Below are 22,311 nucleotides of genomic sequence, written 5' to 3' on the forward strand. Positions count from 1 at the left end.
TTGTTCTCTATTTTTAGGTTCAAATTTCCTTTCCATGTTTTTATTTTAAAGATACATCATCATAACGTTTAACATCCGTAAGGTAACGTTAAACGTTGTTTATATTATCCTAATGCCATCTTTAGGCATAGTCACAAAAAACCTTTCGTAGCTGTTTTCCGCGACTTGTTTCCATAGCATGGGCGCATATCCTCTTTTTAGACTTTCTTGGACTATGGGAAGTATGGTTGAATGATTGTAGAAAACTTCTAGTTCATGAGCATGTGATTTCCATAAATGCTTGTGAGGTAAAAAATAGGTGTGTGATGAGTACGCTTTCGCGAAAGCGTTATAATCCAAATAGTATCCTGAGATACATGCTTTATTTATAAATGGAAATGGTTTGTTCCAATGATCTTGCGGAATAAATACATGGGCAAGAAAGCAAACTTGCTGTTTTAATGCATCAACATTAATATCTAATTTCTCAAGAATTTTTCTAGTTTCTTTACGATATAAAAGTGGTAATTGATGCTGCTGTAGTCGGTGAAACTTTTTAAGAAAAGTATCGCGTCTATTAGGTCCTACATAACGAGATAGCTCCCTAACCCTAGAATCGTCCAATAGGTTTGATTTACCTATTGCGCAAGGATCATAAATATAAAATTTGTAAACCAACTCAACGTGTAAGTGCTTGCCAGTGATTTTGTTTTGAAGTATGTAGTCTAGTTCACCTAACGTCTCCTTATTACTGAAGATTTGTTCGTTTGAAAGTAAAACATCATAATTTTTAGATTGCTCTACGCAAAACTTAAAAAAATATTCTGCTCTTTTTCCTAGTACAGTATTAGGTGGAATATTGGGTAAATCTATTTTTGAAGTTGACTCCTTAAGATGTGAGAAATCTAGGCTATCCAGAGCAAACTGTTCCATTCCCGATAGATTACCCTTCCAAAAATTTCTGGTTGTGAAAAAGGCTTCAAATCGTTTGTAGGTGTCGTTCATTTACTTAAAGTCGCATAAAGCTGCTTGAGATTTCAAAAAGCTGCGACTGCTAGGTCCTAAGTTAAATAACAAATCTAGACCAGACAAGGGTTGCAAAAACCCGTGTTTCTCTTGAAAAACTTGAATGTAAGACTGATATATGGGATGTTTATTACCCTTGGCGGTGATCAGTTTCTGAGCCTTGATATCTCCTTGATAGTTACTGGTGTAACTTATTTTTGGTAAAATTTGTAATTGTTCTAATAAAAACTGTGTACAGCTTAAATTCCATTTCATCAAAGAGGACTCCTCTTTGGCATAGAGTTCTAATAGATCCTGCTCATAATATTCATAGTAAGGACTGTTTTGATAAGCACTTTTAATAGCCCTTAAATGATTGAGTTTCCATTTTTCAGAATAGTCAATTTCAATACTTGAGTACGGCACCGATGAACCTGACTTTTGATGAATTATGGGGATGCTAAGAGCGTTTTTGCCATTGGTAGTTGCAATAACACACCTGTTGCGATAGGTTTGTTTTACGTAATTGTCGTGAATTTCAAAAACAAGTTCATCACAGTGATAGGTGTTAATTAGACTGATAACATCCATAAAATAACTAGGATGTACAATCAACTGTGCCCTGGATTCCATCACTATTACTTGTTACCTTTCTTCTTTTTGTAAAGGTATCTACCTACAAAATATATACCTATAGCTATTACTACATACAGCAAGTATGATTTTGGTTTTCCGTCACCATTAACGGTTTGAATCATACGATCAGTTCTTAGGGCTGAAGGGAAACTTTTACTTGTATCATAACTTGCCCAAATAAGAACTGGCTTACCTACTATGTGCGTTTCTGGAACGTAACCCCAATAGCGACTGTCCAAGGAGTTATCTCGGTTATCTCCCATAAGCCAGTAGTAATTTTGCTTAAAGGTGTAACTAGTAAGTGGTTTTTCATTTAATAGAACCTGATTTCCTTTAAATGAAATTGTATTAGAAATGTTCATTTCGCTTCCCTCGTACACCTCAATTATTTCTTTATAGTAATCGATGTTTTGATTATTGATTTCTACAGTTTGATTTTTTGCAGGAACTAGAAATTCTTTTCTTGTACTACTGTTATTACCGGTCGATGCGTTGTATGGGAAAGCTCTATAATCAGGAATTCCAATTTCAATTTTTTGGTAATTAGATATTACGCCATCTGCCTTTAGCTTTTCCATAGATGCCTTGGTAGCAGAGTTAAAACCTATACTATCAGGATATTTATCAGGATGTATAGTTGCATATCTCAAACCATCAGTTATATCATACTTTTCTCTTAATATCGCAGGATTACTAAGAACATTACGGTCAATAGGAGCGAAGGCATACGCATTTTGAAGTTTTGCGCGTTCTGGCATTTCAAGTAGTTCACCATTGATATAAACTTCACCATTTTTCATTGAGAGTAAATCACCAGGGATTCCTACACAACGTTTTACATAATTTGATTTCTTATCAATAGGTTTATAATGATATTTACCGTCATCTTGGCCATAAATATTTACACTGTCTACAGGCCAATTAAAAACTACAATGTCATTGCGTTTTACGTCTTGAAAACCTGGTAATCTAGTATAAGGCAGTTGTGGTCTAGGTATATAACTTTTTACATTTGCTACTGGAATCGTATCGTGCACCATAGGAAATGCAATAGGAGTCATAGGAAGTCTAGCACCATAATGAAACTTACTTACAAATAACGCATCACCTATTAATAAGGTTTTTTCTAACGATGAAGTCGGAATAATAAAAGGTTGCATGACATAAGTGTGAACTATGGTCGCTGCAATTACTGCAAAAAGAATACTATTTGTCCATTCACCAGCTGCCGTTCTAGGTTTAAGCTCTCTATCTTTAATATGATTAAGTGGTAGTGCATAATTAACGTAAAACAAATAAAGCCCTAGTGTAAGGATAACCAGTACGGTATGTTTAGTTTGATTGTATCCAAAACTGCGCAGTAAATCTACCCAGATAACAATAAACATAATTAGGTTAACCACTGGTAGAAATAATAGCAATACCCAGTACCAAGGTCGGTTAATAATCTTAGTTAGTATATAAGCGTTATAAACAGGTACAAAAGCTTCCCAAGGCTTACGACCTGCTGCCACATACATCTTAAAGGTAGCTAACCCATGAATAATTTGTATTACTATAAAAAACAGGAACCATTCTGTCCACTCCATAATTTAAATATCTTGGTATGTAAGTAAGGTTGTAACTATATAAGTTACAATCCTAATACATCTTTCATTGTAAAAACTCCTTTTTTGCCGTGTATCCATTCTGCGGCTATTACAGCACCTAGTGCAAATCCATCACGACTGTGAGCTGTATGTTTAATTTCAATTTCATCAATATCGCTACTGTAAAAAATACTATGTGTGCCTTTTACATCTTCTTCTCTAATAGCGTCAATAGTCACTATTTGTTCATCGCTAGTTTGTTCCAGTGACCAATTAGTTTTTTTAAGAGGATCTTTAAGACCTTCAAATAAAGTGATTGCTGTGCCGCTGGGCGCATCCTTTTTTTCGGTATGATGAATTTCATTCATACTCACTTTGTACTCGTTAAATGTACTCATCATAGCTGCCAGCTTCTTGTTAAGTTCAAAAAATAGGTTAACACCAAGAGAGAAATTTGATGCGTGAACTAAACTACAGTTCTCCTTTATTACGAGGTTTGAAATATCATCCAGATTGTCATTCCAACCCGTTGTTCCACAAACGGTTGGGATATTCAACTTAATCAATTCATTTAAGTTGTTAAGAACTGATTCTGGCGATGTGAATTCGATAGCAACATCGGCGATTTGTGCTTGTTTCATTTGATCATTCCTGCCTAAACGAGCTACAATTTCATGTCCGCGACTTGTTGCAAGACGTTCAATTGTTTTACCCATTTTACCATAACCAACTAGAGCTATCTTCATTTTAAAAATTATAGGTTAGAGAAAATCCAAAATTGCTACCTGCACTTAGATTATTATAATCAATATAGGGTAAAACAGCAAGATTGCGATCTACACTAAACTGACTTAAATGGCCATCAACATTGGCATCGATAATTTGTAGGACATAAGCTGCTGCTGCTAGCAACAAACTTAATTCTTTGTTACGTTGTGATAATTTTTGGGCACGTTCTAATCCTTGAGTAGAAATGATAGGATTACCATTCTCGTCAGAGAATTCATCATTGGTACCTCCGGCAAGCCTTATTTTAAAAGCATCTCTTAATCTGTTGTATTCGTTGTCATTCCTTATGTAGAAATATACACTGGTACCTATAAGGCCATAGGCTATTGGTACTTTCCAATATTTTTTATTATAAACTTGTCCCATACCAGGTAATATAGCACTGTAAAATGCCGCTTTACTTGGTCGGTTTGCATCGTATACAATTGGTAGCGTATCGTTGGCAACAAGTAGGGTATTTAAGTCCTGTTTTTCAGGTGTATCATTAGAGTCATCCTGGGCATGACACCATGCAGAACTTAAAATTATAAATATGTAAACGAGGTGCTTAACCATTAATCAACTTGACAATACGTTCAAAATCAGCCTTTGAAGCATAATTAATGGTAATTTTTCCTTTCCCAGAACTATTCATGGTAGTAGATACCTTGGTGTCCAAATGTTCTCCTAGCTTTTTAGTTTGAGATTCTACTTTTTCTGGAAGAGAATTCTTTTTAGTTTGCTTTCGCGAAAGCGTACTATCCTTAAGCCCTTTAACTAGTTTTTCAGTATCTCTTACCGATAAATTATCTGAAATTATACGTTGATATATATCCAGCTGATCATCTAGGCTATCGACATTAATTAGAGCACGACCATGACCCATTGAGATAAAACCATCCCTCATACCAGTCTGAATAATTGGATCTAATTTTAATAGTCGCAAATAGTTTGCGATAGCACTACGTGATTTTCCTACACGTTCACTCATTTGTTCTTGCGTAAGACTGATCTCGTCGATAAGTCGCTGGTAGGATAATGCAATTTCAATAGGATCTAAATCCTGACGTTGAATATTCTCAACAAGCGCCATTTCTAGCGATTCTTGATCATTTGCAATACGTACATAGGCTGGAATCGTGGTGAATCCTAGCATTTTTGAAGCACGACAACGACGTTCTCCCGATACTAATTCATATTTTCCAAACCCTTTTTTACGTACCGTAATGGGTTGAATAACACCTAATTCTTTGATAGAAGAGGCAAGCTCTTTTAAATGCTCTTCATTAAATGAGGTACGTGGTTGAAACGGATTCATCTCTATGTCTTCAAGAGGTAAATCAACTACGTTTCCTACAATTTTGTCTGCGTTTTTATCTTGTGCGGTATTTATTTCATTTGTCTTATCATTTAATAAGGCAGATAAACCGCGACCTAAGGCCTGTTTTTTTGTTGCTTTGGCCATGAGTTATGCGTTTTTATTTATCAATTCGTTTGCTAGACTCAAATAGTTCTCCGATCCCTTGCTGGATGCGTCATAATTAATAATACTTTCCCCATAACTAGGAGCCTCACTTAAACGAACATTTCGTTGTATAATTGTTTTAAAGGTCAAACCTTCAAAATGCTGATTAACTTCTTCCACTACTTGATTGGATAATCTTAATCTACTATCGTACATGGTAAGTAGTAATCCTTCTATATCTAAATCTGGATTGTGAATTTTTTGAACACTCTTAACTGTGTTTAATAATTTGCCTAATCCTTCAAGAGCAAAGTATTCACATTGAATAGGTATTAACACAGAGTCACTTGCCGTAAGAGCATTTAAAGTAAGTAACCCGAGAGAAGGAGCGCAATCTATAATTATAAAATCAAAATTATCCTTAATAGAGGATAAGGCTTGCTTCATCATGTATTCTCTTCGGTCAATATCTACTAATTCAATCTCTATAGCGACTAAATCAATATGAGCTGGAATTATGTGTACGTTAGGAGCGTTAGTTTCCTTAATTAATGACATGGCCGGAGTAGAATTTTCTATCAACTGGTAGGTTCCTGCTTCTATAGTCTCTACATCGAGTCCTAATCCCGATGTCGCATTAGCTTGTGGATCAGCGTCTATCAATAAAACCTTTTTTTCCAATACGCCTAACGATGCCGCTAGATTTACTGCTGTTGTTGTTTTACCTACACCACCTTTTTGATTAGCTATTGCTATAATTTTACCCATGCTTTTGTAAAGAAAATGTGAGCGATAAAAGTAATTATTTAGTTCTTATTTTTACTAGTCTGTGACGGCTATTTATTAACCTAGGTTTAAGCTGTTTTAACTCAATCGTTTATATAAACCTTAAAAACGTAAATCTATTGCAATCTAATAAAAAGCTATTAATTATTGGTGCTCATTGGCCTAACCCAAATGGATCGGGTACTGGTACAAGGATGATTCAATTAATCGAGACTTTTCAGTCTCAATATGAAATTCATTTTGCAACTGTTTTACCCGTTGATGATAACTTTTGTAATCGTCATACTATATATGGTCATCGTATTGAATTAAATAATCAATCTTTCAATGAATTTGTGGCAGATTATTCTTTTAGTCATGTTCTTTATGATAGGTTTATGATTGAAGAACAATACAGCTGGAGAATAAGAAAAGTTTTACCAGAGTGTATTCATATACTAGATACAGAAGATTTACACTTCTTAAGGAAGGCTAGGGAAGAGGCTTATTTAAAAGATGCTACTGTAAATTTTGATAATGAATACACTTATCGAGAGATTGCTGCAATTCTTAGAGCTGATTATTCTTTAATCATAGCTAATTATGAAATAGAGTTGCTCAAGTCACACTTTAATATTCCATTAGAAAAATTAGTATTTGTCCCTTTCTTATTTGAAAATATTGAATGTCCAATAGTCAATTTTGATGAACGTGAGCATTTTGTTTTTGTAGGCTCAGGAAAGCATAGACCGAACATAGAAACGATAAAATTGCTAAAAAATAGTATTTGGCCCTTAATAAGGCAATCTCTTCCTAAAGTAGAATTACATATTTATGGTTATGAATTACCGGCATTTGTGAATCAAATGTATTCAAAAGAAGAGGGCTTTATCGTTAAAGGATACTGTGAAAATATAGAGGAAGAGTTAACCAAATATAAATTAATGTTAGCTCCTATTCCATATGGTGCAGGTATTAAGACAAAAATATTTGATGCACTAAAGTGCAGTTTACCGATAAACGGGTCGGTATATTTATGGGAAGGGATTTCATCTGAAAAAATAGCTTTATACAGTATAGAAACAATTGATAAACAGTTATTTGTAAGTGAATCTGTTAAATTGTATAAAGATCATTCTTCATTAGTTGAACTGTTAATTTATCAGCTTGAACTATGTAATACTTTGTTAAAAAGACAAACAACTGTTAAAAATTTACTATTACATACAGTACTAATTGGTAGTTCGTCGAAAATATCAATAGAACAACGCATGATCAGATATTTTAGTCAAAAACAATACGAATTTTTCTCACGTTTTTTAGAACAAAAAAATATAAATTCTTAAAACCCTTAAACTTTTTATCGATGAAATGCATCGATAAACTGTTATGCAGTGAATAATAAAAACAAGATAAAAAACTGTATATCAATATTTTAAACTTGTTTTTTGCGTTTTTTTAAGAAAAAATAATTTTAATTCAATTTGCAAAATCCATTTTCTCCATAGCCTGAAATTACTTTGTACAGTAGTTAATTATTAAGGTATGAAGAAGTTTTACTTAATTCTAGTTTTATTATCAGGAATAGCAAATGCACAGGTTACTATTTTCAATGCGGACTTCACGACCGGCCTTGGGGATAATGCTTGGACTGATGCTGCCAATCGCGGGCAATGGAGAAGAGGTTCTGATCTTGCAGCTCATGGAGTAGGTTTTTACAAATACATACGTAGAACGAGGTCTAATGTAACTTATGAGGAATTTGCCAGAATGTCAACAACAACTCCATTGATTGACTTATCCGGTTATGAAAGGATGGTGTTAAGTTTTCGATATAATCTAGATGTTATTCCAAATGGAGCTGATGGATTTAGAATTGAATTTGATAATAACGATGGTTTAGGTTGGAGAACCTTAGGTAGAGTAGGTGAGCCTGATTCTGTTAATTGGATGACAACTGATGACGCTAGTGCAGTAGGTGGTTATGGTGCATGGGCAAATGATTCTAACGGTTGGACAACTGCAAGTGTGAACTTGCCTTCACAAGCCTTTGATGATCAAAGTGATGTGCGTTTTAGAGTTTGGTTTCAGTCTGACGGTGCTGCCTATTCTGCTGATGGTCTAGCTATCGATGACTTTAGGATTGAAGGATACTTACAGCTTGCAAAGGTTTATGTAGATTGCGGTAACGGAGTAGGACCAGACTTAGAACTTTGGTTAAATCCAGCAACTTTAGCAGATAATTATAATGATGGTGATCTGATTAGTGAGTGGAGAAACTCTGTTGCAATAGGTAATGTGACAATTGATGGATCCTATACTAATGCCACATCGAGTGGATCACAACGTCCTATTTACCAAGATAATGCCGCTGCAAATGCAAATTATAATCCAGTAGTGTCATTTGACGGAAGCAAATCTATGTTTGGTAAAGGTGGTTTTTATTATAACGATATTTATGTGGTAATAAATCCTACCCAAGGCCTTAATGCTTCTCGTGGAACTGAAGATGTTTTCATGGGTGATGATTATAATACAAGCGGAAATAATCAAGACGTTACAGGAATCTCTATCAATAATACAAGTAATAGATATGGAACAAATCCTGATATTGTAGCTTACAACCAAGGTGCACAAAATGATTATGGTAAGGCAATTGTACATCCTACTCTTAATTATGACAGGCCAGTTATTTTTAATGTAAGAGTTAATGATTCAGGTGATGGAATGGAATTATATCTAGATGGAGTCAATCTTGAAAATATTCCAGCTTTATCTGGTTTAATTCAAGAGGTTAATAGTACAACTATAAAGGAAATTTTAAATTCGAGATATTGGTTAGGTAGATCAGAATTTTTCGGGTCTAGTTTCAATGGAGATATTTTAGAAATCATGTCTTTTTCTGAAAAGAAGTCAGATGATGAGCGTGAGAAAATAGAATCCTATTTTGCTATGAAATATGGAATAACTTTAGGGTTATTTCCTATAGATTCTATAGGTCTGCCTCATGTTCCAGGTTCTTATTATGATAGTTCAGGTAATGAATTGTGGAATGCTTCTATAGATCCTGGTTTTACTTATAATGTTACCGCGATAGGAAGAGATGATTGTATGCGATTAAATCAAAAACAGGCTAGAAGTATAGATCCAAATGCTTTTGTCTCAGTTGGTTTGGGTGATTTATATAATACGAATAACGCTAACCCTAATACATTTGAAGACGATTACGACTTCTTGGTTTGGGGAAGTACGTCAGAGGATCTTGACCCAATGCCAAGTCCTTTGGCTGTTACATTAGGTCCTGATTTAGTTACTACGTTTACTGATGTTACTAAAAGAACATGGAAATTTAAAGAAGTTTCTGAACAAGGAAATGACATACCTGAAGTAAAGGTAATCGTGGAAACAGCAGGTTTCTCTAGCTTGCCAGCCTTAGTTGGAAATGATGCTTACGTAATGATAGTTGCCAATGATGAAAATTTCAACGATGTATTGGAAACTATCTTTTTAGATGAAAATGGCGCTACACTTGAAACTACTTATGATTTCGATGGTGAAAAATATGTGAAATTTGGAGTAGCACATGAAGAAATTGAGCCTAGACATATTGATTTTGATGGTGAAAATGATTATGTACAAGTTGGAAATGAAATACAATTAAACGGAGCCTACTCAATTTCTGCTTGGGTTTTATCAAGAGGTGCTAATTCAGATGGAAATAATAGAACAATAGTATCTAAAAAAGGAACCGCAAATAATGGTTATTGGTTATTCCTTGATGCTGATAATCGAGTATCTATGAGACATCAAACCCAAACAAGAAAAAGCAATACTAGAATCGCCGATAATGTTTGGACATATATCACAGTTGTTTATAATGGGACATCAATTAATTTTTACATAGATGGAGTTCTTGATAAATCTCAAAATATAGCTGCGCTTACAACTAATAGTGAAGATTTTTGTATAGGAGCGAGATACATATCTAAAACAGATGTAAGAAATCAGTTTTATGGAAATATTGATGAAGTTAGAATTTTTACTACTGCTATAAATCAGGATCAAATTAGGTTTATGATGAATCAAGAGATTGAAGAGTTTGGTGGTGGAATAAAAGGAGCTATTATTCCTTCTAGTGTAACAAAGAATGATATAGCAGCACTATCTTGGTCAAACCTAGAAGCATATTACAATATGAATACCTACATAGGTACGCACTTAAATGACGCTTCTGGTAACAAACACCGTGGTAGTTTGAGACAACCTTCGAATTTTACCATTATTGACCAAACAGCTCCTCTTCCATACATTTCTCAAACTAATGGAGATTTCTCTGATAATAGTACTTGGCAAAACGGTGGTGAACTATATAATCCAGGCAGTACTAGAGTTGTAGCAGGAGCTGTTTATGATATTGATTGGAACATCGTACAGTCATCTCATAATATAGAAATAACCGATAAGAACATTACACTTCTAGGCTTAAACCAACAGTCTAACGAACTTTCAGTAAAAAATGATTTAGGTTTAACAGTAACGCATATTCTGGAACTTGATGGTCTAATTGACCTGGAAGGTGAAGCACAATTAATACAAACTTTAGATAGTGATTTAATTGGTTCTAGTACAGGATCGTTAGAGGCAGATCAACAAGGAACTTCTGATAAGTACAACTATAATTACTGGAGTTCACCTGTTAGTTCAACTACTAATGCTTTGAATAACGATGGATATACCATTCAAGGTTTTATGCATGATGGAACATTTGCCGATAATCCTAGACCTATGAATTTTACAAGTAGAAATGTAAGAGATGGAGCTCCTGGAACGGCTAGTACTGCTGCAACAATCTCTGGTAGATGGTTGTACAAATATTCCAACTTAAGTTCAGGGAATTATTCCAATTGGGAATATGTAGGCCCTACTGGATCCCTAAAAACAGGTGAAGGATTTACAATGAAAGGTAATAGTGACAACATTTCAGGAGAGCAGAATTATGTTTTTATAGGTCGACCTAACAATGGTTTCATTGACTTACCAATTAACAATGGTAATGACTATTTAGTTGGTAATCCGTATCCATCAGCATTAGATGCTCATGAGTTCATAAGAGATAATCCTCAGTTGGACGGTACGCTGTACTTCTGGGAACATTGGGGCGGAAACAGTCACGTGTTACTTCAATATCAAGGTGGTTACGCAACCTACAATTTCTCTGGTGGAGTTCCTAACGCTAGTATAGGAACAAGCAGTCCACAAGTAAATCAAGGTGGAGTTCCTACAAAAACTCCAGAGCAATTTGTACCAGTAGCACAAGGCTTTTTTGTAAGAGCAACTTCTAATGGTACTGTTAGATTTGAAAATGATCAACGTCAATTTATTAAAGAATCTACAGGTCCTAGTGTATTTGTTGCTGCACCTGGCAGTGGCGCTGCTGCTATTAGTCCAGACTTAGATTACAATGGACCTAATGATACTAGACAAAAAATACGATTAGGTTTTGATAGCCCAGGGACAATACATAGACAACTGTTAGTTACTGAAGATGTAAGTGCTACGATGGGTTACGATAGAGGATTTGATGCTAAGCAACAAGATAATCAAATGGACGATATGTCTTGGTATTTCGGTGGAGACACTTATGTGATACAAGGTGTAGGTAGTTTTGATAACAATACCATCCTACCTTTGTCAGTAAAAATAAGTAACCCAGGTACAATCACTATTGGTTTAGATAATCTAGAAAATGTTAATCAAGATTTAAATATATTCCTGCATGACAACCTTACGGGTATGTATCATAATTTACGTAATGCTGATGCTTTAATCGATAATATGAGCGCAGGAACTGTCAATGATAGATTTGAACTTGTATTCAATGATCCTTCTACTTTGTCAAATAATACTGTGCAATTGGATAATCAAATTACAATCTATCAACCAGTTAATACTGATCAAATTCATGTTAAGGTTTCAAATGAACTTTTAGTAAATGGTATAACCTTATACAACACATTAGGACAAAAAGTAGTTCACATCGACAGTCCTGATTATCAAGATGTGATTACTATAGATACAAATGAAATGAGCGCAGGAGCTTATATTGTAACTATAGATTCAAATAGTGGCTCTTATAGTGAAAAGGTAATTGTAAAATAACCCAGAGAGTATATATAATAATTAACTACAAATGAAAAAGCCGCTTCTTATTGAAGCGGCTTTTTCTATTTATATAAATTATAATTTTATGGACTATACCTCTTGTTCAATGGATAAAGAAACCTCAACCTGATTACGTAAAATATCATCCATAGTTTCACGCTTTCTTATGACATGTGATTCTCCATTATACCACAAAATTTCGGCAGGTCTATATCTACTATTATAGTTACTCGCCATTGAAAAACAGTAAGCACCGGCATTTGAGAAAGCTAGTATATCACCTTCTGTAACCTCAGCAATTTGACGGTTATTACCAAAAGTATCTGTCTCACAAATGTATCCTACAACACTGTAATACCTCTTACGTCCATCAGGATTAGAAACATTTTCAATTTTGTGGTACGATCCGTATAACATAGGTCTAATTAAGTGATTGAATCCAGAATCAACGCCAGCAAACACGGTACTCGTTGTCTGCTTTACCACATTTACCTTAGTTAAGAAATAACCAGATTCACTAACTAAAAATTTACCAGGTTCAAATGCTATAGTTAGATCTTTACCATACTCCTTGCAAAAGGTATTAAAACGTTCAGTCAATTGTTCACCTAATTCTTCAATGTCGGTAGATACATCTCCTTCTTTGTAAGGAACTTTAAAACCGCTACCAAAATCTATGAACTCTAAATCATCAAATTTTGCTGCGGTTTCAAATAAAATCTCAGACGCATATAAAAACACGCCAATATCTAATATATCGCTACCTGTATGCATATGAATTCCATTAACACGCATACCTGTATTCTTGACAATTCTTAATAAATGAGGAATTTGATGTATAGATATACCAAATTTTGAATCTATATGACCTACTGAAATATTAGCATTTCCACCAGCCATCACATGTGGATTTATACGCACACATACAGGTACATCAGGATGTTTAGACCCAAATTGTTCTAGTATGGATAAATTGTCAATGTTTATTTGAACACCTAGAGCGGCTACTTGCTCAATTTCTTCGAGAGAAACACCATTAGGAGTGTAAATGATTTTTTTAGGATCAACACCAGCTGCTAGCCCTAGTTTGACTTCCTGCACACTCACGGTATCGAGTCCAGCGCCTAACTGTTTAAAAAGCTTCAAGATTGAGATGTTTGACAGGGCTTTTACAGCATAATGAATTCTTAGATTTTTCGCTTTCGCGAAAGCGGACTCTAATCGTTCATACTGTGATATAATGCGCTGTGCATCATAGACGTAGACAGGACTACCGTGCTCCTGAGCTACTGCAACTAAATCTTGTGCATTCATTTTATTAATGTTAAATTATTTAAGCTCACAAAAATAAGTGCACAGAGGTAGTTGATGTGAAAAAAAACTCTAATTTTTTACTAATCCTAGTAATTTACTAGGTAATATATGTATGGGTAACCTAATGTGTGTTTCTAGACCCAAAAATGGCACTACCTATACGTACCATCGTACTACCTTCTTCAATAGCTATTTTGTAGTCACCAGTCATTCCCATGGATAATTCTTTGAATTCATCATGAGTAAAGTAATCTTCTTTTAATTTGGAAAACAAGCTGCTTAACGATTTGAATTCCTTTCTAATTTGATCTAGATCATCTGTAAATGTAGCCATTCCCATTAATCCTGTGATTGAAACATGGGATAACTCCTTGAACGCTTCACTTGTGATGTAATCCAGTAATTCTTGTTTGTCAAATCCAAATTTATTCTCTTCTCGGGCAATGTGAATTTGAAATAAACAGTTAATAACACGATCGTTATTTTTTGCTTGCTTATTAATTTCCTTTAGTAACCTAGGTGAGTCTACACTATGAATTAAATGCACGTAAGGAGCCATGTATTTAACCTTATTCCTTTGAACGTGCCCAATCATGTGCCATTTGATATCTTTAGGTAAGTGTTCCCATTTTGACGTCATCTCTTGGACTTTATTCTCACCAAAATGTCTCTGACCAGTCTCGTAGGCTTGTTCTAGATCACTGATAGGTTTTGTTTTACTTACGGCAATAAGTGTAGCCTTGGGTTCTACGCTTTCGCGAAAGCGTAATATGTTTTCACTAATATTACTCATTTTCAAATTCGTAAATTAATAGTCCGCTAGGAAGTTTAGGTTTTATATAGGTGCTTTTAGGAGGCATTACAAGATCTGCATCGGCGATTTTTTTTATTTGTTCTACCGTTGCAGGAAATAGACCAAAACCTACCGCGTATTCATTATTATCAACTTGCTCCTTCATGTCTAGTAGAGCATCCTTCCCATAATTGTAGGATAATCTGCGATCATTTCTAGGATCTTTAATATCTAAAATCGGTTGAAGCAGATAATCATATAACATTTGCGTATCAAGATCATCTAAAGGACTATCAATTGTCATGACCTGTTTACGCCAATATAGGCTGTAGAATTCTCCATCCAAATACATACTGAAGTGGTGCTTTTTGGACGGTTTATACATTTCCTTACCTCGATTTTGAATTCTAAAATGTTGATCTAGTTTCATGAGAAAATTTTCCTTTGTAAGATCATTGAGATCTGTCACTAGTCTATTAAATTCAAAGATTTGTAGCTGACTTTCTGGGATTAGAAAACTCATGAAATAATTGTAGGAATCATGTTTGTTACCTAAATCCTGAGATAGTAAATACGAGCTAGCGCTGCGGTGATGACCATCTGCAATGTATAAATGGGGTAGAGCTGCAAAGGATTGTTCAATTTTATCACAATCCTTTGCATCATCTATGATCCACACTTTATGTTCATTGCGATCAGTTGTTTTAAAATGATATTCAGGCTCACGTTGTTTTATACGTGAAACGATATCATCAATATCTTGTTGATCAGGGTAAGTGATCAAAACAGGCTCTGCATTAAAGCCTACTGTTTTTAAATATTCTTTAAACAGTGTTTCCCTTACTTTAAGTGTATTCTCGTGCTTTTTAATCACATTGTTGTTATAGTCATAGGTGCTTGCGGCAGCAATAATTCCTACATACTCGTGACCGTTTTCTGTACATTGATACAGATAAAAACTGGGAACTGATTCACCTTTAAGAAATTGATCCTCTTTGAACTCTAAGTACCTGTTGCGAACTAGTTGAAAACGTTCATTCCCTGTACTTTCATGATTAAATTTATAACCAGGATTCAAAATATGCAGAAAACTAAACGGATTATATTTTAAGGTGCTTTTTAGCTCCTTTCGTTTGTAATCCTGATACGATCTGGATATTAAATGAGTAGCAATTTCTTTTGAGGCTCTTACACCTTTGAAGGGTTTTATTTTTGGCACAATTATGAGATCTTAAGCAAAACTTGAACTTACCTTTTCTGCTTTTTTAGATTCTGAATAATCGTAAAAGCCTTCTCCAGATTTTACTCCTTTTTTACCTGCCATCACCATATTAACTAATAGTGGACAAGGAGCATATTTAGGGTTTTTAAATCCATCATACATAACCTCAAGAATTGATAGGCATACGTCTAGACCTATAAAATCTGCAAGCTGTAATGGTCCCATAGGATGTGCCATACCCAGTTTCATTACAGTATCAATTTCTTGTACTCCTGCAACACCGTTGTATAAAGTCTCTATAGCCTCGTTAATCATAGGCATAAGAATTCTATTTGCTACAAATCCAGGATAGTCATTAACCTCAGTAGGCGTTTTTCCTAATTGAATCGACATATCCATAATAGATTTTGTAACCTCATCACTGGTTGAGTAGCCTCTAATGATTTCAACTAGCTTCATGATAGGTACAGGATTCATAAAGTGCATTCCTATTACCTTTTCAGGTCGTGAGGTAGCAGCACCTATTAGTGTGATGGAAATTGAAGATGTGTTTGAGGCTAGAATACAATCTGCTGGAGCAAACTCATCCATTTGCCCAAAAATTTTCAATTTCAAATCAACATTTTCTGTAGCTGCCTCGACCACGAGATCAGCCTGTTGTACACCTTCTTTAAGATCTGTATAGGTGGTGATGTTATTAAGAGTATCTTGCTTGTCGGCCTCAGTAATTTTTTCACGGGCAATCATACGATCTAGATTTTTACTTATTGTACCTAGACCACGGTCCAATGCTTCTTGAGAGATATCTACAAGTGATACATTAAATCCTTTTTGGGCAAATGTGTGTGCGATCCCATTCCCCATGGTTCCTGCGCCGATTACTGTAATATTTTTCATTTTTTTATTCAAAATTTGATTCTAATAATTCTGTTATGTTGACAAAGGTTTGCATTGCCTCTTTTGAGTTAATATCTGTGTTTACAAAATAAATAATTCCAAAATCATTTTCAGGTTTGAAGAACATGACTGTACCTACACCTGGATCTCCACCAGTATGGCCTATTCTTCCTTGTTCATAACTTAAGAAAATACCGTGATTTTGCTCATTTTTGAGATTTTTTAAGTTTTCCTTATTAGATAAATGTGTGGAATCTAAACTTTTATTGAAAAAGAGTTTGTAAGTATCCTTATTAAGTAATGTACCTTCTCCTTGATACGCAGCTATTATTTCTGAAAATACTAATCCTAAATCATGAACACTGGTATACATTCCTCCATCAGCAAAGGTGATAAGTTTGTAGTCAGGATATCTTAAATCTATGGTGCTATATAGCTTACTGCGCAATGTAGTATCTAGATCTGATAATCTCCAGCTCGTTTCTTTGAGTTTTAACTCATCAATCACATGCTGCTTACTATAATCTTTAAAGTCTATTTGTGTAGCTTTTTCAACAACATAGGCAGCTAGTGCTGCACCTATGTTTGAATATTCATGAATGGTACCAGGTTTATACTCGTTAAAAATATAATCTGAATGGGTACTGTCAGTGACTGTAAGTCCAGACTTAAGAAATTCTTCTAGACTGCGATCTTCTTCAATAGGCAGAAAGTACTCTAATTCTTCTTGATCAAGCAAAGGATTTCCATTAGTGTCCTTTTCTAAATTTATATAGGAAGAACTGTAATATTCCCTATCACTAATTCCGCTTGTGTGATTAACTAAATGTTGGACTCTTATTGTATCGTTAGGAAATAAAGGATGCTTAACAGTAAATGGTAAGTATTTATTAATATCATCATCCAACTTTAGTTTTTCCTCTTCAATAGCCTTGGCAAGTGTAAGTCCTACAAATACCTTTGAAATAGAAGCTATGTTTTGAATGGTGTGAGAAGTATAAGGTAAGCTTTTTTCAAGATCCCTATAACCGTATCCTTTGGTAAATAATATGGAATCTTTGTTGACAACCGCTACTCCAAAACCGTTAAAATAATTTAGATCGTTTATACTATCTAATTGTTTATCAATTCGTGATTCAAGTATCTGAAACTTATTCTCTACTGTATTTGAATTTGAAACAGAGGATTCGGTATTATTTTGAGTTGCGGTATTCTTTTCTTGTTTACAAGAAAAACAAAGAAGCACTAAAAAACTACCTATTAAAATTCGTATCATAATGATTTAAAATTCTCAATCACCTTAAGAGCTACATCTAGTGCGCGAGTACCATCTTCAAGATTTACGATAGGTCTGGTGTTATTTTCAATAGCATCTGCAAAGGTTTCTAATTCGTCTAGAATAGCATTATTGGCACTTACCTCTGGGTTGTCAAAGTAAATTTGTTTGCTTTCACCTTCTGCATTTTTAAGAATCATATCAAAGTCGCCAGGCGTTTCAGGAGCGTCTTTCATTCTAACGACCTCGACAGCTTTTTCAAGAAAATCAACAGATATATAGGCGTCCTTTTGGAAAAATCTTGCCTTACGCATTTTCTTTAAACTTATGCGACTAGCAGTAAGGTTTGCTACGCAGCCGTTTTCAAATTCTATACGTGCGTTGGCAATATCAGGTGTTTTAGATATTACCGCAACACCACTCGCATTAATTGATTTCACCTCACTTTTGACGACACTCAATATAGCATCAATATCGTGAATCATTAGGTCTAGTACTACACTTACATCGGTACCTCGTGGATTAAATTCTGCCAGTCGGTGTGACTCTATAAACATAGGTTGGTCGATGTTATCCTTAACAGCCATAAAAGCAGGGTTAAAACGTTCTACCTGACCTACTTGACCTTTTACATTATGCTTTCGCGAAAGCGAGATTAAATCATTAGCTTCATCAACTGTTACTGTGATAGGTTTTTCTACAAACAAATGTTTTCCTGCCTCTAGAACTTTCACAGCACTGTCATGATGAAATGAGGTAGGAGTGACTACATCGATCATGTCACAGGCCTGGATAAGTTCATCAACATTAGAAAAGTATTTGTAACCAAATTCTTTTTCAACTTGTTGAGCGTATTCTGGATTTGCATCATAAAAGCCTACTAGTTCGTAGCGCTCACTTGATTGAAGTAGTTTAAGATGAATTTTTCCAAGATGTCCTGCACCTAGTACTCCTGCTTTAAGCATATGAAATATGGTTTTCCACAAAAGTAACGAAAACAGCTCTTTATAAAATTGTAAAATTTGCCTAGTTTTTAAGGTATTTTATTAGAAACAGAAGTTTAAATTTGCCACCATCGAGGATAATTATATACATAAAGGTAAACGCAGGCAGTTAGTAAATTTACTAAGAGAAAAGGGTATTACTGATGAAAGAGTACTTGATGCTATTAATGAAGTGCCAAGACATTTATTTTTAGACAGTGGATTCCTAGAGCACGCCTACCAAAATAAAGCTTTTCCTATAGGAGCAGGACAAACCATATCTCATCCCTATACAGTTGCTTTTCAATCTCAATTACTGGAAGTGATGCCAGGCCAGCGTATCCTTGAAATAGGAACAGGTAGTGGATATCAATGTGCGGTATTGATCAAAATGAAAGCGCAAGTATATACTATAGAAAGGCAGAACGAGTTGTATAAAAAAACTACCCAATTATTTAAAAAACTGTTTTATCGACCTAGAAAATTTGTTTTTGGTGATGGGTACAAGGGTTTACCAGATCAAGGTCCTTTTGATGGTATAATTGTAACCTGTGGTGCTACCGATATTCCAAAAGCCTTGCTAGCGCAATTGAAAATAGGCGGAAGAATGGTTATTCCTGTAGGTGACGATTCTCAAATTATGACACTTATTATACGCGAATCCGAATCGAAGTTTGTTAAGAGTACATTTGGAGAATTTAGGTTTGTACCGTTTCTTGACGGAAAAGAATAGAGTGTTTAAATAGTAGTTGCTGATACTGTCCTAACTCCATCTAAACTTAATAGTTTATAGAAATTCATTGATTAAAAACATTACAGAAAACTTTACTGATAGGTAAAACCTTTTTTGTAATAGGGTAGAAGTTACCTAATACAAAACATAAAAAAAACCGCCTTATTAAATAAGACGGTTGAACTTTTATAAAAGAATTAGAAATTATCCGATCACTTTTACATTAACGGCGTTGATTCCTTTTCTACCTTGTTGAGTTTCATACTCAACTTTGTCGTTTTCTTTGATTTCGTCGATTAAACCAGAGATGTGTACAAATACATCTTCTCCAGAATCATCAGAGGTAATAAACCCAAAACCTTTTGAGTCATTAAAAAATTTTACTTTGCCTTCTTGCATTGTTATTGAATTAAATTAAAAAAATGTTCTTCAGAACTTTTCACTCATGAGATACCGCAGTAATTGCAGAAAAAAAGTAATGATTGAATGAATAAGTAATGAAGAGAAGGCTCCTCTAAATACACCAATAAATAAAATAACTACTTTGAAAACAAGGTGTCAAGATTCCTAAGAATCATTGCAAAACTAAACTAATTTAATTGCCATACCTAGAATAGTATGTTTTATTTATGTAATTAAAGGGTTTTATAATTCTTAAGTTTTGTTTGAACCAGGTATTTTAATGATTAAGGAAATCGTTGTAACAAATAAAAAATGAATCCTCCTGTTGAATAGCATACTAGATCCCATACATCGCCAGTATATCTTTCATTTACCTGTGGTAAATACCATTCAAAATAAATACTGACAACAGGACTAGACTGGCTATACTCAAAGCGTCCAGTCTTAAGCTTTTATTTCCTTTTATAAACCATAACACATGTAAACATATGACACTCACTATAGGTATTACCAATATATCATTCACATATCCCGTCACAAAATCACTGGCAACTTGATAAGATTTAGCGAGTTCAACTATTAAAAAACTAACGACACTTAATAAAAAATAGAGGTGTACTATTTTTAAAGGAAGTTTTTTGATCATGTTGCTAGTAAGGCTATTAACCAAGCTAAAAACATCCCTATCGCCATAACAACAGTCCAAATGGATTGTAAAACTTTATAAGAAAAACGAGCCAATGGGTTGCTACTGTTTTCCCACCTATCCAAGAATGACTCATTCTTGGTAGGCTGCTTTGAGTCATTCTCACTATTCTTTTCGGCCGAATTAAGCATGTCAGAATCTTGCATTACATGGTTTTAAAACTAATTCAAAATTTTATTTGTGTACCACTACTGTTTTCACATTACAAAATTCTCTTATTCCATGATGGGATAATTCTCGTCCGTATCCTGATATACCTGTACCACCAAAAGGTAGGTTAGGGTTACTGGCAACTTTGGCGTTGATAAATACGGCGCCGTCTTTTATTTTTTTAGAAAGTTCTTGCATTCTACTTATGTCCTGACTAAATAAACTTGCGCCTAACCCAAATTTTGAATCGTTTACCATTTCTATAGCTTCCTCTTCCTCTTTAAAGGACAGAACAGCCATTAAAGGTCCAAAGGTTTCATCTTTAAAAACTGGCATGTCGCGAGTAATATCGGTCAAAATAGTAGGCTCAAAATAGGCGTTTTTACGACTTCCACCTAGGTGAACCTTAGCACCCATATTTACAGACTGATTCATGAGCTCTTCCAGCTCTTCTGCTAGATCTTTTCTAGCCATAGCTCCAATGTAGGTATCGTCATTTAACGGATCACCAGACTTGAGCTCTTTCACTTTATTGGTAAACTTATCTAGGAACTCATCGTAAACCTTTTCATGGATGATAAGTCTTTTACCTGCGATACAACTTTGTCCAGTGTTTTGATATCTAGCGTTAACGCAAGTTTCAACAGATTTATCTATATCGGCATCTGGAAATATAACTAGTGCGTTATTACCACCTAGTTCTAGTACAGTTTTCTTAATTTCTGAGCCAGCAGTACTTGCCACAGCGCTTCCTGCAGGTTTTGAACCAGTTAATGTCACTGCCTTTATAATATCATTTTTAATAATATTTTCTACAGCCTTACTACTTATTACAAGATTTTGAAAACACCCTTCTGGAACACCTGCTTCAAGTAAACATTCTTCAATCATATTTGCTGTTCCCATCACGCTACTGGCATGTTTAAGAACGCCTACATTTCCTGCCATCAATCCAGGAATTATAAATCGCATTACTTGCCAGAACGGGTAATTCCATGGCATCACTGCAAGAACAACGCCTAGTGGTTCATAACTTACATATGAAGAATGTGCATCATCTATATCTATGTGTTCACTAGCTAGGTAATCTTTTGCCTTACTAGCGTAGTGATCACATAACCAAGCGCATTTTTCAAGCTCAGATCTTGATTGAGAAATAGGTTTTCCCATTTCCAGTGACATCTGCTTGGCATATTTCTCAATATTCTTTCTCAAAGTGTCACCTATAGATCGCACAGTAGCTGCCTTTTTATCATAGGAAGTAAATCTCCAATCATTAAATGCTTTTTGAGCTTTCTCTAGTTTTGATTGAATTTGGTCTTCGGTAAGTTCTTTATATTCTGCTAGCTTTTCTCCTGTATACGGATTGTAAGTAGTTATCATTTTTTATTTTAAAAGTACGATTAAAGCCAATAAAAAAGACTTCCTTTTGGAAGCCTTTAACTCGTTTTAGCATAGGTTTAGCG

General features: G+C 34.7%; 19 protein-coding genes. 3 read left to right on the plus strand and 16 right to left on the minus strand.

What is annotated here, in order from left to right:
* Positions 1 to 99: 99 nt before the first annotated feature.
* Genes BST93_RS09030 through BST93_RS09060 form a run of 7 tightly spaced genes read right to left on the minus strand, consistent with a single transcriptional unit; the run spans position 100 to position 6,210 of the window.
* A complete protein-coding gene (locus tag BST93_RS09030; protein ID WP_105018900.1) occupies positions 100 to 984 on the minus strand; it encodes a DUF1853 family protein in 885 nt (294 codons plus the stop codon).
* Complete coding sequence (locus BST93_RS09035) at positions 985 to 1,617, minus strand: WbqC family protein (RefSeq protein ID WP_085774627.1); 633 nt, start codon at positions 1,615 to 1,617, stop codon at positions 985 to 987. It abuts the gene before it with no gap.
* 5 nt (positions 1,618 to 1,622) lie between these two features.
* Positions 1,623 to 3,209, minus strand: coding sequence for a signal peptidase I (lepB, locus tag BST93_RS09040; protein WP_105018901.1), 1,587 nt, complete (start codon positions 3,207 to 3,209; stop codon positions 1,623 to 1,625).
* 44 nt (positions 3,210 to 3,253) lie between these two features.
* Positions 3,254 to 3,955 (minus strand): 4-hydroxy-tetrahydrodipicolinate reductase, encoded by a 702-nt coding sequence (gene dapB, locus BST93_RS09045; RefSeq protein WP_105018902.1) that lies wholly within the window; start codon positions 3,953 to 3,955, stop codon positions 3,254 to 3,256.
* Position 3,956: 1 nt separating this feature from the next.
* A complete protein-coding gene (locus BST93_RS09050; protein ID WP_181072584.1) occupies positions 3,957 to 4,553 on the minus strand; it encodes a DUF5683 domain-containing protein in 597 nt (198 codons plus the stop codon).
* Positions 4,546 to 5,442, minus strand: coding sequence for a ParB/RepB/Spo0J family partition protein (locus tag BST93_RS09055; RefSeq protein ID WP_105018903.1), 897 nt, complete (start codon positions 5,440 to 5,442; stop codon positions 4,546 to 4,548). The genes BST93_RS09050 and BST93_RS09055 overlap by 8 nt, the downstream gene beginning before the upstream one ends.
* A 3-nt stretch (positions 5,443 to 5,445) precedes the next feature.
* Positions 5,446 to 6,210 (minus strand): ParA family protein, encoded by a 765-nt coding sequence (locus BST93_RS09060; protein WP_042278694.1) that lies wholly within the window; start codon positions 6,208 to 6,210, stop codon positions 5,446 to 5,448.
* 137 nt (positions 6,211 to 6,347) lie between these two features.
* Here BST93_RS09060 and BST93_RS09065 point away from each other — a divergent pair, with 137 nt between their 5' ends.
* Positions 6,348 to 7,553, plus strand: coding sequence for a glycosyltransferase (locus BST93_RS09065; RefSeq protein WP_105018904.1), 1,206 nt, complete (start codon positions 6,348 to 6,350; stop codon positions 7,551 to 7,553).
* Between the two features lie 199 nt (positions 7,554 to 7,752).
* Entirely contained in the window at positions 7,753 to 12,366 is a 4,614-nt protein-coding gene (locus BST93_RS09070) for a DUF8693 domain-containing protein (RefSeq protein ID WP_105018905.1), read from the plus strand.
* A gap of 93 nt (positions 12,367 to 12,459) precedes the next feature.
* Here BST93_RS09070 and lysA read toward each other — a convergent pair whose 3' ends face one another.
* The 6 genes from lysA to BST93_RS09100 all read right to left on the minus strand — a co-directional run bounded on the left by lysA (position 12,460) and on the right by BST93_RS09100 (position 18,836).
* Entirely contained in the window at positions 12,460 to 13,683 is a 1,224-nt protein-coding gene (gene lysA, locus BST93_RS09075; RefSeq protein ID WP_042278695.1) for a diaminopimelate decarboxylase, read from the minus strand.
* Positions 13,684 to 13,804: 121 nt separating this feature from the next.
* On the minus strand, positions 13,805 to 14,476 hold the full coding sequence (locus BST93_RS09080; protein ID WP_105018906.1) for a YggS family pyridoxal phosphate-dependent enzyme: 672 nt from the start codon (positions 14,474 to 14,476) through the stop codon (positions 13,805 to 13,807).
* Entirely contained in the window at positions 14,469 to 15,695 is a 1,227-nt protein-coding gene (locus BST93_RS09085) for a DUF1015 domain-containing protein (protein ID WP_105018907.1), read from the minus strand. The genes BST93_RS09080 and BST93_RS09085 overlap by 8 nt, the downstream gene beginning before the upstream one ends.
* Positions 15,696 to 15,707: 12 nt before the next feature.
* Positions 15,708 to 16,595, minus strand: a complete 888-nt coding sequence (locus BST93_RS09090) for a 3-hydroxyacyl-CoA dehydrogenase family protein (RefSeq protein ID WP_105018956.1) — start codon at positions 16,593 to 16,595, stop codon at positions 15,708 to 15,710.
* A 4-nt stretch (positions 16,596 to 16,599) separates the two neighbouring features.
* Positions 16,600 to 17,871 carry a serine hydrolase domain-containing protein gene (locus BST93_RS09095; RefSeq protein WP_105018908.1) on the minus strand — a complete coding sequence of 424 codons (1,272 nt, stop codon included), beginning with the start codon at positions 17,869 to 17,871 and terminating at the stop codon, positions 16,600 to 16,602.
* Positions 17,868 to 18,836, minus strand: a complete 969-nt coding sequence (locus BST93_RS09100) for a Gfo/Idh/MocA family protein (RefSeq protein WP_060522560.1) — start codon at positions 18,834 to 18,836, stop codon at positions 17,868 to 17,870. Before BST93_RS09100 ends, BST93_RS09095 begins: the two co-directional genes overlap by 4 nt.
* Before the next feature lie 109 nt (positions 18,837 to 18,945).
* On the opposite strand from BST93_RS09100, the gene BST93_RS09105 reads away from it, so the two are divergent.
* Entirely contained in the window at positions 18,946 to 19,587 is a 642-nt protein-coding gene (locus BST93_RS09105) for a protein-L-isoaspartate(D-aspartate) O-methyltransferase (protein ID WP_060522559.1), read from the plus strand.
* 204 nt (positions 19,588 to 19,791) lie between these two features.
* Here BST93_RS09105 and BST93_RS09110 read toward each other — a convergent pair whose 3' ends face one another.
* The 3 genes from BST93_RS09110 to BST93_RS09125 form a co-directional block, all read right to left on the minus strand.
* Positions 19,792 to 19,986 carry a cold-shock protein gene (locus BST93_RS09110; protein ID WP_042278701.1) on the minus strand — a complete coding sequence of 65 codons (195 nt, stop codon included), beginning with the start codon at positions 19,984 to 19,986 and terminating at the stop codon, positions 19,792 to 19,794.
* Between the two features lie 645 nt (positions 19,987 to 20,631).
* Positions 20,632 to 20,841: a hypothetical protein gene (locus tag BST93_RS09120; protein WP_060522557.1), complete on the minus strand. Its 210-nt coding sequence runs from the start codon at positions 20,839 to 20,841 to the stop codon at positions 20,632 to 20,634.
* Positions 20,842 to 20,869: 28 nt separating this feature from the next.
* Complete coding sequence (locus BST93_RS09125) at positions 20,870 to 22,228, minus strand: NAD-dependent succinate-semialdehyde dehydrogenase (protein WP_105018910.1); 1,359 nt, start codon at positions 22,226 to 22,228, stop codon at positions 20,870 to 20,872.
* Between the last annotated feature and the right edge of the window lie 83 nt (positions 22,229 to 22,311).

It is taken from the genome of Nonlabens tegetincola (genome assembly GCF_002954355.1).
Lineage (GTDB): Bacteria > Bacteroidota > Bacteroidia > Flavobacteriales > Flavobacteriaceae > Nonlabens > Nonlabens tegetincola.

Excerpts from the sequence above, each read along its gene's own strand:
- BST93_RS09030 (WP_105018900.1), bottom strand. The coding sequence starts at position 984 with ATGAACGACACCTACAAACGATTTGAAGCCTTTTTCACAACCAGAAAT.
- BST93_RS09035 (WP_085774627.1), bottom strand. The coding sequence starts at position 1,617 with ATGGAATCCAGGGCACAGTTGATTGTACATCCTAGTTATTTTATGGAT.
- lepB (WP_105018901.1), bottom strand. The coding sequence starts at position 3,209 with ATGGAGTGGACAGAATGGTTCCTGTTTTTTATAGTAATACAAATTATT.
- dapB (WP_105018902.1), bottom strand. The coding sequence starts at position 3,955 with ATGAAGATAGCTCTAGTTGGTTATGGTAAAATGGGTAAAACAATTGAA.
- BST93_RS09050 (WP_181072584.1), bottom strand. The coding sequence starts at position 4,553 with ATGGTTAAGCACCTCGTTTACATATTTATAATTTTAAGTTCTGCATGG.
- BST93_RS09055 (WP_105018903.1), bottom strand. The coding sequence starts at position 5,442 with ATGGCCAAAGCAACAAAAAAACAGGCCTTAGGTCGCGGTTTATCTGCC.
- BST93_RS09060 (WP_042278694.1), bottom strand. The coding sequence starts at position 6,210 with ATGGGTAAAATTATAGCAATAGCTAATCAAAAAGGTGGTGTAGGTAAA.
- BST93_RS09070 (WP_105018905.1), top strand. The coding sequence starts at position 7,753 with ATGAAGAAGTTTTACTTAATTCTAGTTTTATTATCAGGAATAGCAAAT.
- lysA (WP_042278695.1), bottom strand. The coding sequence starts at position 13,683 with ATGAATGCACAAGATTTAGTTGCAGTAGCTCAGGAGCACGGTAGTCCT.
- BST93_RS09080 (WP_105018906.1), bottom strand. The coding sequence starts at position 14,476 with ATGAGTAATATTAGTGAAAACATATTACGCTTTCGCGAAAGCGTAGAA.
- BST93_RS09090 (WP_105018956.1), bottom strand. The coding sequence starts at position 16,595 with ATGAAAAATATTACAGTAATCGGCGCAGGAACCATGGGGAATGGGATC.
- BST93_RS09095 (WP_105018908.1), bottom strand. The coding sequence starts at position 17,871 with ATGATACGAATTTTAATAGGTAGTTTTTTAGTGCTTCTTTGTTTTTCT.
- BST93_RS09100 (WP_060522560.1), bottom strand. The coding sequence starts at position 18,836 with ATGCTTAAAGCAGGAGTACTAGGTGCAGGACATCTTGGAAAAATTCAT.
- BST93_RS09110 (WP_042278701.1), bottom strand. The coding sequence starts at position 19,986 with ATGCAAGAAGGCAAAGTAAAATTTTTTAATGACTCAAAAGGTTTTGGG.
- BST93_RS09120 (WP_060522557.1), bottom strand. The coding sequence starts at position 20,841 with ATGCAAGATTCTGACATGCTTAATTCGGCCGAAAAGAATAGTGAGAAT.
- BST93_RS09125 (WP_105018910.1), bottom strand. The coding sequence starts at position 22,228 with ATGATAACTACTTACAATCCGTATACAGGAGAAAAGCTAGCAGAATAT.